This window comes from Bernardetia sp. ABR2-2B (genome assembly GCF_037126435.1).
Taxonomy (GTDB): Bacteria; Bacteroidota; Bacteroidia; order Cytophagales; family Bernardetiaceae; genus Bernardetia.
On record NZ_CP147020.1, the window covers coordinates 3,281,625 to 3,295,950 of the forward strand.

The 14,326-nt window shown below is 32.0% G+C and carries 11 protein-coding genes and 1 pseudogene; 3 read left to right on the forward strand and 9 right to left on the reverse strand.

Annotated features, from left to right (window positions below):
- Positions 1 to 14: 14 nt before the first annotated feature.
- The 3 genes and pseudogenes from smpB to WAF17_RS13945 all read right to left on the reverse strand — a co-directional run bounded on the left by smpB (position 15) and on the right by WAF17_RS13945 (position 1,605).
- Complete coding sequence (gene smpB / locus WAF17_RS13935) at positions 15 to 476, reverse strand: SsrA-binding protein SmpB (RefSeq protein WP_338760616.1); 462 nt, start codon at positions 474 to 476, stop codon at positions 15 to 17.
- A gap of 66 nt (positions 477 to 542) precedes the next feature.
- Positions 543 to 1,395 (reverse strand): annotated as a pseudogene (locus WAF17_RS13940) (PD-(D/E)XK nuclease family transposase).
- A 69-nt stretch (positions 1,396 to 1,464) separates the two neighbouring features.
- On the reverse strand, positions 1,465 to 1,605 hold the full coding sequence (locus WAF17_RS13945; protein ID WP_338760619.1) for a DUF2256 domain-containing protein: 141 nt from the start codon (positions 1,603 to 1,605) through the stop codon (positions 1,465 to 1,467).
- 138 nt (positions 1,606 to 1,743) lie between these two features.
- Between WAF17_RS13945 and WAF17_RS13950 the strand changes: the two genes are divergently transcribed.
- On the forward strand, positions 1,744 to 2,643 hold the full coding sequence (locus WAF17_RS13950; RefSeq protein WP_338760622.1) for a dienelactone hydrolase family protein: 900 nt from the start codon (positions 1,744 to 1,746) through the stop codon (positions 2,641 to 2,643).
- Positions 2,644 to 2,793: 150 nt separating this feature from the next.
- Here the strand turns inward: WAF17_RS13950 and WAF17_RS13955 are convergent, their stop codons facing one another.
- From WAF17_RS13955 to WAF17_RS13970, 4 genes are all read right to left on the reverse strand, one after another.
- Complete coding sequence (locus WAF17_RS13955) at positions 2,794 to 4,254, reverse strand: outer membrane beta-barrel protein (RefSeq protein ID WP_338760625.1); 1,461 nt, start codon at positions 4,252 to 4,254, stop codon at positions 2,794 to 2,796.
- Positions 4,235 to 4,909 carry an RNA polymerase sigma factor gene (locus WAF17_RS13960; protein ID WP_338760628.1) on the reverse strand — a complete coding sequence of 225 codons (675 nt, stop codon included), beginning with the start codon at positions 4,907 to 4,909 and terminating at the stop codon, positions 4,235 to 4,237. The genes WAF17_RS13955 and WAF17_RS13960 overlap by 20 nt, the downstream gene beginning before the upstream one ends.
- A gap of 481 nt (positions 4,910 to 5,390) precedes the next feature.
- Complete coding sequence (locus tag WAF17_RS13965) at positions 5,391 to 6,194, reverse strand: hypothetical protein (protein WP_338760631.1); 804 nt, start codon at positions 6,192 to 6,194, stop codon at positions 5,391 to 5,393.
- A gap of 130 nt (positions 6,195 to 6,324) precedes the next feature.
- On the reverse strand, positions 6,325 to 6,744 hold the full coding sequence (locus tag WAF17_RS13970; protein WP_338760635.1) for a hypothetical protein: 420 nt from the start codon (positions 6,742 to 6,744) through the stop codon (positions 6,325 to 6,327).
- A gap of 197 nt (positions 6,745 to 6,941) precedes the next feature.
- Here WAF17_RS13970 and WAF17_RS13975 point away from each other — a divergent pair, with 197 nt between their 5' ends.
- Positions 6,942 to 10,019, forward strand: coding sequence for a PD-(D/E)XK nuclease family protein (locus tag WAF17_RS13975; RefSeq protein ID WP_338760638.1), 3,078 nt, complete (start codon positions 6,942 to 6,944; stop codon positions 10,017 to 10,019).
- A gap of 81 nt (positions 10,020 to 10,100) precedes the next feature.
- On the opposite strand, the gene WAF17_RS13980 is transcribed toward WAF17_RS13975, so the two are convergent.
- Together WAF17_RS13980 and WAF17_RS13985 are read right to left on the reverse strand one after the other, a co-directional pair.
- Positions 10,101 to 11,054 carry a hypothetical protein gene (locus WAF17_RS13980; RefSeq protein ID WP_338760641.1) on the reverse strand — a complete coding sequence of 318 codons (954 nt, stop codon included), beginning with the start codon at positions 11,052 to 11,054 and terminating at the stop codon, positions 10,101 to 10,103.
- 166 nt (positions 11,055 to 11,220) lie between these two features.
- Entirely contained in the window at positions 11,221 to 13,089 is a 1,869-nt protein-coding gene (locus WAF17_RS13985) for an AAA family ATPase (protein WP_338760644.1), read from the reverse strand.
- A gap of 216 nt (positions 13,090 to 13,305) precedes the next feature.
- Here WAF17_RS13985 and WAF17_RS13990 point away from each other — a divergent pair, with 216 nt between their 5' ends.
- Entirely contained in the window at positions 13,306 to 14,253 is a 948-nt protein-coding gene (locus tag WAF17_RS13990) for a DMT family transporter (RefSeq protein WP_338760647.1), read from the forward strand.
- The last annotated feature ends 73 nt before the right edge of the window (positions 14,254 to 14,326 follow it).

A 14,326-nucleotide genomic window follows, 5' to 3' on the forward strand; every position in this document is an offset into this window, starting at 1 on the left:
TGACTGGTAATTGTTTAGAAGCGTTCGATTTCTCTTTTTGCATCTTTGGCTTTCAAGTCTTGGCGTTTATCATATAGCTTTTTACCTTTTGCAAGTACGACCTCTATTTTTGCAAGTCCTCTAGCATTGACATATACCTTTGTTGGAATGATTGTCAGACCTACATCTTGAGCATCGTATTGAAGTTTTTTGAGTTCTTTTCGTTTCAAAAGTAACTTTCTATCTGCTTTTTCCTCGTGATTATGGATATTTCCCTTATCATATTGTGAAATATGAAGGTTACGAAGAAATAATTCATTTCCAATAAACAAACAGAAGGCATCACTTATCGTAACTTTTCCCATTCGAATAGATTTGATTTCAGTTCCTTGTAAGACAACTCCTGCTTGATAAATATCAATAAAATGATATTCGTGAGAAGCCTTACGATTTCTGATACTAACTGACTTTTGTATTTCTTTTTTCTTGCCTGACATAATTTTTTTGATTTAATTTTTAGTGAGTGTTTATTTTAAACTTATTTGAGAAGGGATAAGTTCGAATTATTTTTTTAGTGAATCTGCTATTTTTTGTATTTCTTCTATTGATAGTCCTGTGATGTCAGCAATATCTTCAAAATCAAAACCCTTCAAAATAGATTTTTCAGATGTCTTGATAGATTTATTTCTTTCGCCTTGTTCCAAGCCTTGTTTAATTCCCTTTTCTAAATCTTTTTCTAGCCCTTGTTTTATTCCTTCTTCTGAAGCAATCTCTTTGGCAAACTTTAGGCTATTATTCAAATCCCTATAATACTTCAAACTATCTTCGTAGTCTCTTCTTTCTTTTTTATTAAATTGAGCAAGTTCTGCTGTTTTGAAAACTTTATCAAATATTCTTTCCTGAAGAGCCACAGGACGGTTTTGAAAGCGTTGCAAATTACGAATCACATAGAACCATTTATCTTCTAATGTTTCTAACTCGTGTTCTTCTTTATTAAAAAATGGGATTTGAATATGGACATATGTTAACTTCTAATAAAAAATTGAGAATTGAAACAGTATAAACAGCCTTCAAATCAAATTCCCAATCTGCCCCTTTTTTTGCTTGTTCTTGAATAGGGAATGTAGAGTAAAAAATAGTACGTTCTTTAAAGTATTTTTGCCTTGCCTTTTGAAGTTCGACAATAAACTTCTCTCCCTCATCATTTTCACAATAAAGGTCGTAAATTACTTTTCTATCCATAGGAGAATGTCCTAAATGTTCTGTTTTGAGATAGTTTAGATTAGCAATTTTTGCTTCTTGTGGTAACACCTCATTCAAAAAACTAATCAATAAATCCTTATTGACTTCTGAACCAAATAATTTCTTGAAACCAAAATCGGTAAATGGATTTAAGTATTTTTCTTGTGTGGACATTTTTTTCTTCTTTTAGTTGAGATTATTCTATACAAAAATACAAATTATAAAAGAACTATTGATTTGGCTTTATTTATTGCGCCGACATCTTTCACTACAATATTTTACTTCGTCCCACACTTTTTCCCATTTTTTGCGCCACGTAAAAGGCTTTTGACAAACAATACATATTTTTTGAGGTAAATCTGATTTTTTGATGTGTTTACTCATTCTAATTTATTTCTATAAAAGATAATCAATTTAGATTTTTCTTCAAAACAACTTAGCTTTATTTATTGTTCGGAATAGGTATTTCAAAAACTCAATTTTTATTCTTCTTCTTTTCTCTTAATTTAACCCTATTACAAAATGATGCTTTCAAAAAACTATTTTTTTTTATCACTTATTGCTGTCTTTACAGGAATAGGTTCTTACTTTTTAGTATTTAACAACTCTGATTCAGAATTTGAAAATAAAGCGTGTTGTGCCGTTGATGAGTTTGCCAAATTTACGGCAGATAAAGAATTTGTAAATAAACATCCCAATCCGATTGCCTTTGATTTTACTCCTGCCTATGGAGAAATGTCCGAAGTAGCCGTAGAAGGTGGCGATGCTGCGAATGTTTTTATGGTAAAATCTAAAAAAGCAACAGGAAAATATTTATTTGTTTTTCACGAATGGTGGGGAATGAATGACTATGTAAAAAAAGAAGCTGAAAAATACTACAAAGATTTTGGCTGTAAAGTAAACGTAATTGCTATTGATTTGTATGATGGCAAAGTGGCAACAGAAAGAGAAGATGCTCAAAAATATATGCAAGGAATGGACAATGAACGTGCTACTGCAATCATTGAAGCTGTAACCAAACATGCGAAAGAAAAGGCTATGGAAGATGCTAGTCAGCCTTTACAAATTGCTACAATTGGTTGGTGTTTTGGTGGTGGTTGGTCATTGCAAGGTTCTATTATTGCAAATGACTATACCAAAGCAACGGTTATGTATTATGGAATGCCTGAAAAAGATATGGAAAGAATCAAGACAATCAAATCTCCTGTTTTGGGAATCTATGCCAACAAAGACAAGTGGATTACGCCAAAAGTAATGAAAGAATTTGAAAAATCAATGAAAGAAACTGGTAAAACGATTACTATTTTAGGATATGAAGCTGACCACGCTTTTGCAAACCCAAGTTCTCCAGCTTACAACGAAACGACAGCTAAAGAAGCTCGTAAAAAAACAATTAAATTTTTGAAAAAGAATTGGTATTAAAACTCAATTACGAACTGCTAAACTAGTGAAGCTAATTTAGTAATTTATTCAATTTCTAGTCTATTTGTGAATCAATCTTATCAAAATCAAAAAAGCCTATTCACTAAAAAAATGAATAGGCTTTTTATATATTTTTATCTAATAAGAGGGTTATTTACCACTATTAAAAATCGTAAAGCGAGTTCCTACTTGCCAACCATACGCTTGTGAAGAAAAAGTTACTCCATTTTCATTAATCAATGAAGAAAGAGAAGATTTGTATGTTCCTCCCCCCCAAATCATAAGGCGATTGGTAATGTGGTAATTGATTCCTACTTGTGTCCAAACTTGCGTATTTGTGTTTCTATGAGTTCCCATTGCATACGTAAAGTCAGGATCAGCACTTGTGTAAGAAGAATTACTCAAAAACTCTATGGCTGTTCCGAGTTGTGCAAAACCACTAAATTTTTTAGCTCTGCTTTCTCCAAACTGATAACCAATAGCTATCGGAACTTGTATCCATTCATAATTTACTTCCACTTGATTATTGGGAAATTCTCTCAAGTTCAATGTATCAGTCAAATCTACATCAAGACGAACATAATTTGTAGAACCAAAAGAATAAGTAGCCTTTCCCATTCCTAAGCCAGTATTCAAGCTCCAACGTTTGTTTTTACCAAATGCTAAAGCGACATCAAAACCTGTTTGTTGATATGTTCCACTAATAGCTGTTTGTGTAAGTGTGTCAGCAAGGTTTGAGCTATAAGCTTCAATAACCGTAAGACCAGAATGAAGAGAATCAGTTCTGAAGCTTGGTCTATAAACTCCTTGTGTATGATTGATACCAAAAGTAAGAGCTATTCCAGATGATTTTTTTGAATCTTCTGTTGGGTTTTTGCTGTTCTGGTTATTCGCAATAGCTTCGCCTGTGCTGTCTATCTTTATAAAAACGTCTTCTTGTTCAAAATAAGGATTTCCAACAGGTACATATTTTGACCAGTCAATTTCTTTGACATCAACTAAGGCTAAATCTGTGTTTGTTTCTGTAATTGTTTTATCAGAATTACTATCAGTCTGTAAATCTGTATTTTTATCTTTTTGGGTTTTGTCTTTTTTAGGCTTATTATTTACAACAACAGAAATTGCTACATCAGAATTATTATCTGTATTCGTTGTAGAGTTATTATCTATTGAATTTGAGTCAGTAATATTTTTATCAGAATTAATTGAAGTAGAAGAATTTGAATTGAGATTCTCTGTATCAGAAGTAGCTACTGAATTATCTTTTTGAATTGGATTTGATTCTGTATTGTTTTCTCTATTATTTATGCCATTTTGAATAGTTTCAATTTTATTTTTATCTGAATTTGCAATATCGTTGTTTGAAGGAGTATTTGTGTTGTCATAAACCAACGTAAACCAAAACATAACCACCAGAAGAAGAGCTGCCACTAGTCCAGAAGTCCAGTAGAATAAAGGACGTTTGTACCAAGGCTTTGCATCTAAAGCTGCATCTATTTGTTCCCATAAGTGGGCAGGTGGCGCAAATTGAGCATTTTCGAATTTATTCTTAAACTGCTCTTCAAACTTTCCATCCAACTGCTTTCGGTTGTTAGCTCCGAAGTTGTTCATAACTTTCATCTTCTTTCAAGAGCATTTCTTGTAGTTGTGCTCTTGCTCGTGCATACTGTGATTTCGATGTTCCTACGCTGATTTCTAATAGCTCGGCAATTTCTTTGTGTTTGTATCCTTCAATGGCATACAAATTAAAGATTTGCTGAAAACCATCAGGCAGTCTACGAATAACTTGTAAAAGTTCCTCTAAGTCAAATTGGTCTAAAACTATATTTTCTTCTGAATTATAGTTTATATCCGTTACTTCTTCTTTGAAGGCTTTATCATATTTGTTTCTTCCTGACTTGAGTGCTTGATTGATAACAATCCTGCGAATCCAAAACTCTATCGGACAATCCTGCTCAAAACTTTCAACATGTTTAAAAACATTAATAAAAGATTCTTGCAAAATATCATCTGCTTCTAAAGTAGTCTTTGCATAACGCATTGCGATAGCATACATCTTTGGTGCAAATTGTTCGTACAAAGTACGTTGCGCCTGACGTTTGCCTTTGATGCAATCATTGATGAGTTGAGTTTCTTCAGAAGAAGGAATGTAAGCAACACGAGTTTCTTGGTTCGCATTATCTGTATCTATTTCTTCTTCTTGATTGGTTTGGTACTCAACTTTTTCAATGGATTGACTTCCGTTATGTTCATAAATTTTTGACATAAAAGGAAATTCACTCATATATTAGACCCACAATAGGTATAAAATGGTTGCACGAGATTTTAAAAAACTCAAAATAAATTAGCTTACTTATGATTACTGAAATATCTTTTTACAAAAAAACTATTAATGAGAATCAATAGATTATTAACTCAAATTATTGATAATGAACAAGATAAGGTTTTTTGTGGATTTTTTCTGTAAAAAATTTAATTATAGTTAGAAAATGAATCATACCTTGTACGAAGGTAGAAATAAAAGTGCAGCACAAAATCACAAAAAAATAAAATTAAAGAATAATTAATCTAAAAATAATTTAGTTTTTGGTATGATTTGAAAAGAACAAATATAGTGTTCAATCATTTACGTAGTAGTAGATAACAAAAATACAAAAAAGATTCAAGATACTGCACATTGTTAGAGAAAAAATAATATTACTTGTCTATGAGAAATATCGTTTCAAAAAAATAATAAGACAGTTTATCTACTCTATTACTTCAAAAGAAATAGAAGTAATCTCTACACCATTTTTATCAGAGGAGTGCATTCTAAAATCGTACTTTCCTGCTTTTTTGGGAGCTTTAAATTTCAAAACTCCACTTTCTTTATTGGTAAAATAATCATAAGAAATATCATATTTATCGTTTCTAGCTTCGTCTCCATGAGGAATTTCGGAGGGAATAATTCCAATCCAAGGATACTGATTTAGTTTTTTATTGACTTTAAAACTGAGCATAATTCTCTCGTTTGGAGCAAATGAAGTTTTCTCTAAACTCAACTCTCCATCAAGGTCAATAAAAGTGTTCTTTTCTACTACTTCAAAAGAAACATAGGTAATTTCTATACCATTTTTGTCAGAGGAGTGCATTCTAAAATCATACTTTCCTATTTCTTTGGGAGCTTCAAATTCTAAAACTCCATTTTCTTGATTGTCAAAATATTTATAAGAAATATCGTGTTGGTCATTTGTAGCTTCGTCTCCATGAGGTATTTTAGAAGGAACGATTCCAATCCAAGGGTGCCTATTTAGTCTTTGATTTATTACAAAAGTCAGTTTAATTTTTTCTTTAGACTCAAAAATATGCTCCTTTAGATAAAGCGTTCCCTTCAGGGAAGGAGTTTTAGAGGTTTTTTTTGTACTTGTTGCTCTCTGTGGTTCGACTTGCCCTCTATTAACTCTATACTGAGTTTGTTTTTCTTGCCTTGTTTCCTCTTCTTTTTTTTCTGTACAGGAATTAAAAACTCCTATTAACAGTAATATAGATGGAATAACGAATAAGTATTTCACGGCTTGAGCATTTAGTTTTATAAAAAATTGGATGGCATATCAAATTTATTTTTTACTCAGTTCTCATAAAAAAATCCTCAAAAAACACTTGATTAAGCAGGTATTTTTTGAGGAAATTAAAAAGAACAGTTTACTCTGTAACTTCAAACGAAAGAGAAACAATTTCTACTCCTTTGCTGTCAGTAGAATGCATTCTGAAATCGTATTTCCCAGCTTTATTAGGAGCTGTAAAATTCAATGTTCCGTTTTCTTGATTATCAAAGTATTTGTAAGCAACATCGTGCTGATCATTTTTATCTTCATCTCCGTGTGCTATTTCAGAAGGAATAATTCCAACCCAAGGTTTGTTATCCAATTTCTTATCTACATTGAAAGTAACATTAACGGCTTCTCCTACTTTGAAAGACGTTTTTTCTAGGGTAAGTTCACCTGTAATTCCTTCTGCTGTGCCTTTAGCAGAGTTGCTATTAGACTCTGCACCCCCACAAGAAGCAAAGCTAAAAATCAAAAAAAGACAAACTAATACTGATTTTAATGAAATGGTATTCATAACTTAAATAGTTAAATGATAAAATAAATTTGGCAATGTTTTAAATAAAAAGTTTAAAACTTCTTAAAAATAAGAAAATTTTCACTAAAACCAATTTTGCTAATTTTTATCAATCTATCTAAAATAATTAGAACATAGTGCATAAATATGTGTAATTTGTGCTACCAAACAAATGAAATAATTTTTACAAAAAATATATGTCTTTATCTTCTTCTTTCCTTCAAAAAGTAGCTACCGAATTATATCAAGAATGGAAAACTGAAATTTCTGATTTACATATTGTCCTTCCTACAAGAAGAGCTTGTCTGTATTTCAAAACATTTTTGTCTGAAATAGCAGAAGAAACCATTTTTTCGCCAAAAGTAGTTTCTTTAGAAGATTTTATTGTGAGTTCTTCTGGATTGGAAATTGAAGATACAAGTGCGCTTGTCTTTGAGCTTTATGATTCGTACCAAAATTTTGACAAGGCTGTGGCTGGTTCTCTTGAGCGTTTTGCACCGATGGCAATTACGATGCTTTCAGATTTTAATTTGATTGATAGAAATTTAATTAAATCACACGAGCTTTTTGAGTATTTGGATGAGGTAAAGACAATGGAGCGTTGGGGCGAAATGTACGGAGAAGAGGGACAAGAAGAAGCTATAAGTTCGCTAAGTAGAATTACAGAATACTATCTTTTTTGGCAGAATGTAGAAAAAACCTACAATCATTTTAGAGAAAAACTAGAGAGTTCTGGACGTGCATATAGTGGTTTGGCATTTCGTAATGTCTATGAAAATTTGGAGCAAGTAGTGGAAGAACAGAGAATAAAATGTGCTGTTTTTATTGGTTTTAATCAGCTTTATAAAGCAGAAGAATTGATAATTAGAAAACTTTTAAAGCTAAATAAAGCCAAAGTTTTTTGGGATATGGACAAGTTTTATATTGATGCTAAATGGCACGAAGCAGGAAACTATTTTAGAAAATTTAGACAAAACGGATTTATAAAAGGAAGGCGAGAAGAAATTAGCTTTGTAGAAAATCTTATCCAAACAGAGAAGAAGGAAATTGAAGTAATTAGTGTAGTAAATACAATTACACAAGCCAAAACAGCAGGACATCTTTTAAACGAAATGATTGAAAGACTGATTTCTAAAAATGAGTTTTTTAAGTTTTCACAAGCACGAAATCATACAGCCGTTTTATTACCAGATGAAACGATGCTTTTGCCGATGCTTTACTCACTTCCAAAAAGTAGTGAAGGCGTAAATATTCAGAAGCTAGTCAATATTACGATGGGAGTTTCGCTTAGAAATACGCCACTTTTTTCGCTTATCAAAAATCTTTTTCAGGCGCAAGAAAATATGTTGCGAGATGAAGACCAGCCTTTGAGTGTTTATCACAAAGACCTTCAAAGAATATTGCAGCATCCCTATATTCGTCCGATTGATGAAGACGAAAATCCACCTTTGCAGCGAATGCACGAGGAGAATTTAATTTATTTTTCTGTAAAAGAGTTAGCTGATTATAAGAAAAACGGTTGGCTCTATGGGCAGCTCTTCGAAGATTGGGGCGTAAGTACGAAAAAAGATAACGAAAATAATTCGGGAAATATTCATAAAGCCTTGCGTTCTTTTTTCAAAATTATTGAAGCTCTAGCGCACCGATTTACACAAGAAGAATTTTCATTGGAAAGTGAATATTTGTTTGAGTTTTATAAGCTCTTGAAGCAGATTGAGAGAATGATAATTAATTATTCGCCAAATGAAGAAACTCATATTGGAAATTCTATTTTTGGAGAAATTGATGAAGAATTAGATAGAAAAACAAATAAAGAAAAATTTAAAAATCAAAGCAAAGGCAAATTACGTATTCCATTAAAGATAGAATCTTTTGAAAGATTGCTTTTAGAGTTGATGCGTGATAGAAAAATTCCATTTACTGGAGAACCGATTGCACCTATTCAGATTATGGGAATGTTGGAAAGTAGAGCCTTAGATTTTGAAAATGTAATTATTATTTCGGCAAATGAAGGGATTTTTCCTCGTGGAAAAGTTCTGACTTCTAGCATTCCGTTTGATATTCGTTTGCAGTTTGGACTTCCTACACATACCGAAGACGATGCTGCCTATTCTTATAATTTTTATAGACTTTTGCAACGCAGCAAAAAAATAACACTCATTTATGCTTCTGATATGGAAGGAATGCGTGGAGGAGAGCCGAGCCGTTATGTCAATCAAATAAAAAGCGAACTTGCGCCTTTAGAGAATATCAGTTTTTATGAATCTCGTTTGGAATTGCCTTTACCAACCTTCGAAAATAGTGCTAGAGAAGTAGAAAAAACACCTGCCATCATTCAAAGGTTAGAAAAATATCTGACAGAGGAAGGACTTTCGCCAAGTTATATCAGTCGTTATTTGGAAGAGCCGATGCGCTTTTATGAGCAGAAAGTTTTGAAACTAAATGAACCTCCAATGATGGAAGAAGATTTATTTCAGCACACCTACGGACAGGTTATGCACGAGGCGTTGGAAGAACTTTTTGAGCCGTTGGTAGGAAAAGAAGTAACCGAAGAGTGGCTAGACAAAACAAGAAATGACAAAGAAAACTTAAAGCTCTTAGTAGAAAAACTAATCACACAACTGGCTGGTGGCGTGATACACGATACAGGAAAGAATTTTCTATTAAAAGAAGTTACACAGTCTTTGATACCAGAGTTTATGCGATTGCAGAAAGAAGAAGCTCCTATTCGTCTGATTGCGCTAGAGCAAAAACTAACACACAAAATTTCGTTTGATATTGCCATAGATGGAAAAATTCGTAAAATCCCTTTAAAACTTATCGGAACGGCTGATAGAATTGATATAATTACAACAAAAGAAGGAATCAAAAAGCTACAAGTCATCGATTATAAAACTGGAAAAATGGATGCAGCAGCATTAAAAGCCGATACTTTCGAACAGCTTTTGAGTGATGAGAAAGCTAAAATTATTCAACTTGTTTTGTATAAATATTTGTTCATTAAAACCTATCAAGCAGGACAAATAAAGCATTTGCCGACAGATTTTAGCCTAGAAGAATACGAAATTGCTTCTGGTTTTTGGTTTTTTAGGAAGCTAAGTTCCAATTTTACGCCTTATGCGCTAAAAGCCGAAAAAGATTTGACTCTAGATGGTTTTCTTTCAGAAGTAGAAACCTTTTTACAGAAGGTAGTAGAGCAAATGCTTGATGCAAGTATTCCGTTTTCTGATGTGATTGATGTGGATATTTGGGAGGAGGAAGGCGAAGATGCCTAAATATAACCGTCGTTGAGGCGTTGCCGTCAACGAGGATTAAATTATTTACTCAACGACGACGAAGTCTCGTTGACGGTTGAATCAATCCAACAAACCCAATTCCTGAGCAATATCATGGGTAAGTTTGGAGAGTGGGCGAAGGTGGAAATTTTCTTCTTCCATAATTCCGTTGGAAAGATGGCGAATTACGTCTTCTTTATTTCTAAAAAAAGTCCCTTCATATTTTTTAAAAAGCTCATCGATATACGAATCTGGATAAGTGATTTGTTTTTGGATAAGCTCTAATACTTGGTCTTTGTGTTGGTCATAAAGTTCTTTTATATGAAAAACTTTGTAGTTCTCTTTTAGAACTTCTCTAGCTCTTTCATAATCAATACAAAATCCATCTTTATCGTAATAGAATTTTGAATTTTCGATTTTCAGACCAAAACTAAACTCTTCTATTTTAGAATATGGATTTACTGAAACTAATTTTGTTCCTTTAAAAGTCTGATTACAAGTTTTGCAGCTTGGAATGAGATTATAAAACGATACAGCTAAAAAAGGATATTTCTTTTTTGGATAGAAATGGTCTAATTCATCAATTCGTATTTTTACTTTCTCTTCTTTTGTTACCTCTATTTCCTCCTTTACTTTTCTTTCTGTTTCAACAAGTTTGATATAATTTCTGTTACAGTACGGACAAACTGAAATATTTAAACTTTCTACAATGTCTTTTGAACTATATTTTGTTTCTTCATCATTTTCTTTTTTTCTAACAAAACCATTTGTCAAGTAGCCATAATAAGTTAGAAAGCCCTGAAAATCTTCTTTGTCTTTACATTGATGAGCATTCCAAATCTCTACTAAATCATCTATTTCACTAGGAGAAGCAAGGACAATTTGCTCAAAAGTAATGCCCTCAAAATATTTTTTTATTGCATCATCAAAATATTTTAAATCAAATTTTTTCGTTCCTTTTTCAGCATAATTTTTTATCGCTTCCCAATGCCTTTGCGCCAGTTTTTCTAAATCTCGGTGTTGTATTGGAATCATTTTATTGGTAGTTTATCGGTCAGTCAATAAAAACTTTGTCAGTAGTTTTTGGTAATCCAAAATAACTCTGACAATAGTTTAGCGCAAGAGTGTTTATTTTTCCAACTATTGACAGCCTTCTGAAAAGGACTGTCAAAGTCAGAAAAATGCTTTTATCAAAATACCTTTATAGGTCAGTACCGTTATTGTTTTTTTTATCTTGCTCTTCTTTTAACTTTTTCCACTTTTTTAATTCTTTTAATTCCTCTCTCATTTCTTTAATTTCGCTAGTATGTTCATCTACTTTTCGAAGGCGTTTACTATCCAAGAGTTTTTGTAGCATATTTTTTACAATCGGCTCTCCAATCATTGAAATAATCATTTCGCATTTATCTAATTCTTTCTGTTTAGGTTCGCTTTCATTCAAAATATCAATGGCTTCATCAATCTTACTTTGAGCAAACTCCCCCACCAAACCACCTTTCATAAAAAACGAATCTGTCAGAAGTGTATGAATATTTGCTCCAAACGTTTCTTTCATACTCTCTAGTTTGGACACTTTACACAAACCTGTATTGTCTTCTTTTTCTAAAAAAATAACATTCTCTTTCGGCAAGTCAGAAACCAAGAAAGGAGAGTGAGAAGTTAGAATAAGTTGGATTTTTTTCTCTAGGAATATCTTTGGCAAAGTCTCAAGCAAGATTTTTAAATACTGCTTTTGCCATTGGGGATGTAAACCTAGTTCGCCTTCGTCTATGAGAAGAGTGAAAGAGCCAATACTAGATTGTATATTAGACCAAATACGTTCTATATGTTCATTAACTTGATGAAGTAATGAAAAAGTTTTCATTAACGCTTTTTCTCCATAGCTTAAATAAATAACACTGCCATTGGTAGCAAAATTTAAACTATAAAACTTAATAGGAATCTTTTTATCTATATCAATAAATTTAAAAAATAAATTACTTGATGTTTTTATACTAAAGCGATTATCTTGAAGTTTACTTTGTTGTAGAATATTTAGTAATTTTTTGCTTGGCTCAATAATAAGCAGAATTTGGAAGTCATATTTGATAATTGCATCCTGAGAGTCATACAATAATTTTATATCATTTATCAATTTCTCATAGTTTCCTTTAGAGTTACGAATGGTATAAAAAAGTTTATCCAAAAAAATATTACCTCTATTTTTTGCCTTTTGCATACTTAGAATTTCATGTATATATCTAGACTCTATACTCTTCATAATTTTAAGGTATAGAGAACGATAAAAATTTTCTGATATGTTTTCTTGAAGAGAGTTCGACTGTACTTCTTTTACAATTAGTTCTTTTATGATATCAGATTGAAAGCTTTTTTCGAAATATATTGAAATTGCTAATTCATCACCAGTAAAGCCAAAGTATTTTCCAAATTCTAGGAAATAGAGAAATTGTAAATAATTTTCATCGTCAATGTAATTACTTAATGATACCTTGCCATTTTCATCAAATGATTTTAAATTATAAAATAGATTATTGATCGAAATATCAATGTAATTTGCTCTTTTAGTATGCACATCTACTCCGTGTTTGATGAAGTTTTCTAGTGAATATGAGTAATTTACTATACTAAAATTGTTTATATCTATCAAATCAATATCGTTGGATACTTCTATATTGGTTGGTGCTTTGTACAACTTACCCTTACCTTCCATTAAAATGACACATTTTAATTCTACTACATCTTCTATGTATATAGTCCCAAGTTTTCTTATAAACTCCAATACCGAACTCTTCCCAGCTCCATTCTCTCCAACAATAGCCGTAACATTGCTTATTCCATAGTCTGTATTTTTTGTTGTTTCATCTTTGAAAAAATCCTTATAAAACTTTTCCTTAGTTGTTTTCTCTGTCGGTTTCATTTTATCTATCAAAGTTCCACCAGTAACGATTTTCTTTTCTTTATCGTTTTCATCAAAAGTAGGCTCAAAATGAAAATCATACAAGGGACTAAAATTAAATCCTTGTTGTTTGATATTTTTATAGTCTTCAATCCAAAGGTAGAGGAGTTGCATAATGGCGTTTTGAGGAGAAAGTAGTGTTTTAAAATAGAAAACAAGATACAATTTATCTTTCCAAAAGCCTAAATCTTTTGATAGACCTTTATCAATTAATCTCAAGTAGTGTATAACTTAATTTTAGTTATTTCTAGCCTGTATTTGTCCTATTTCCTTCTGTCTTACTTACCTTTGTGAAAAGTTTTTATAGTAAAAATCACAAAATTACATTCTTTGCAAAACTCTACTCCCTCTTCTGTTTCTACCTCAAAACTTGATAATTTACTTGCCAAAATCGGAATTACAAAAGGCATCTTGTATATGCTTTTTGCTGTTCTGTTATTTGCTACAATGAATTTGATAGTAAAAATGCTTCCTCATATTCCTGCGATGGAAATTATACTTTTTCGTTCTGCTGTTTCCTTTGTGATTTGTGTGGTTGGACTGAAAATGCAGAAAGTAAAGGGACTGGGAACAAACAAAAAAGTTCTTTTTCTGCGTGGTCTTTTTGGAGGAACAGCTCTATTTCTGTTCTTTACTACGATTCAGAATATTCCTTTGGCTTCTGCAATTACACTACATTATTTAGCTCCAATCTTTACTGCGATAATTGCTTGGCTTATTTTGGGAGAGCGTTTGGTGCTTCTTCAATGGCTGTTTTTCTTGATTTCTTTTGTAGGAGTAACGATGGTAAAAGGCTTTGATGAGCGTGTTGATACTGTTTATTTTATTATGGGAATCGTATCAGCTTTTCTTTCTGGTTGTGCCTACAATTGCATCAGAAAACTCAAAACTTCGGAGCATCCTCTTATGGTAATTCTTTATTTTCCACTTGTTACGCTGCCAATTGCTACTCTTTATTGTGTTTTTTATGAATGGAAAATGCCTGTTGGTTTGGATTGGCTCTACCTTTTATTGATAGGCGTTTTGACACAAATTGCACAATTATACATGACGAAAGCCTATCAGATTGAAGAAGCTGCACGAGTGGCAAGTGTGAGCTATACGGGAATTATTTATGCACTCGGTTTTGGATTTTTATTTTTTCACGAAGTCTTTAATATTTATGTTTCTATCGGAATTGGTCTGATGCTTTTGGGCGTAATTTTGAATGTTACTTTTAAAAATACAAAGAAAGAAGAAATAAAGTTAGATGATGAAATTTTGGATAGGTTAAAATAATTCTTTTAGCCGTCGTTGAGACTATGTCGTCAACGAGGTTTTTTAAATCCTCAACGACGGCAAAGCCTCATTG

What these genes read in the sequence shown, in the direction of transcription:
- WAF17_RS13985 (WP_338760644.1), bottom strand. Translation starts at nt 13,089, where the DNA reads ATGCAACTCCTCTACCTTTGGATTGAAGACTATAAAAATATCAAACAA.
- WAF17_RS13980 (WP_338760641.1), bottom strand. Translation starts at nt 11,054, where the DNA reads ATGATTCCAATACAACACCGAGATTTAGAAAAACTGGCGCAAAGGCAT.
- WAF17_RS13960 (WP_338760628.1), bottom strand. Translation starts at nt 4,909, where the DNA reads ATGTCAAAAATTTATGAACATAACGGAAGTCAATCCATTGAAAAAGTT.
- WAF17_RS13945 (WP_338760619.1), bottom strand. Translation starts at nt 1,605, where the DNA reads ATGAGTAAACACATCAAAAAATCAGATTTACCTCAAAAAATATGTATT.
- smpB (WP_338760616.1), bottom strand. Translation starts at nt 476, where the DNA reads ATGTCAGGCAAGAAAAAAGAAATACAAAAGTCAGTTAGTATCAGAAAT.
- WAF17_RS13975 (WP_338760638.1), top strand. Translation starts at nt 6,942, where the DNA reads ATGTCTTTATCTTCTTCTTTCCTTCAAAAAGTAGCTACCGAATTATAT.
- WAF17_RS13970 (WP_338760635.1), bottom strand. Translation starts at nt 6,744, where the DNA reads ATGAATACCATTTCATTAAAATCAGTATTAGTTTGTCTTTTTTTGATT.
- WAF17_RS13950 (WP_338760622.1), top strand. Translation starts at nt 1,744, where the DNA reads ATGATGCTTTCAAAAAACTATTTTTTTTTATCACTTATTGCTGTCTTT.
- WAF17_RS13955 (WP_338760625.1), bottom strand. Translation starts at nt 4,254, where the DNA reads ATGAACAACTTCGGAGCTAACAACCGAAAGCAGTTGGATGGAAAGTTT.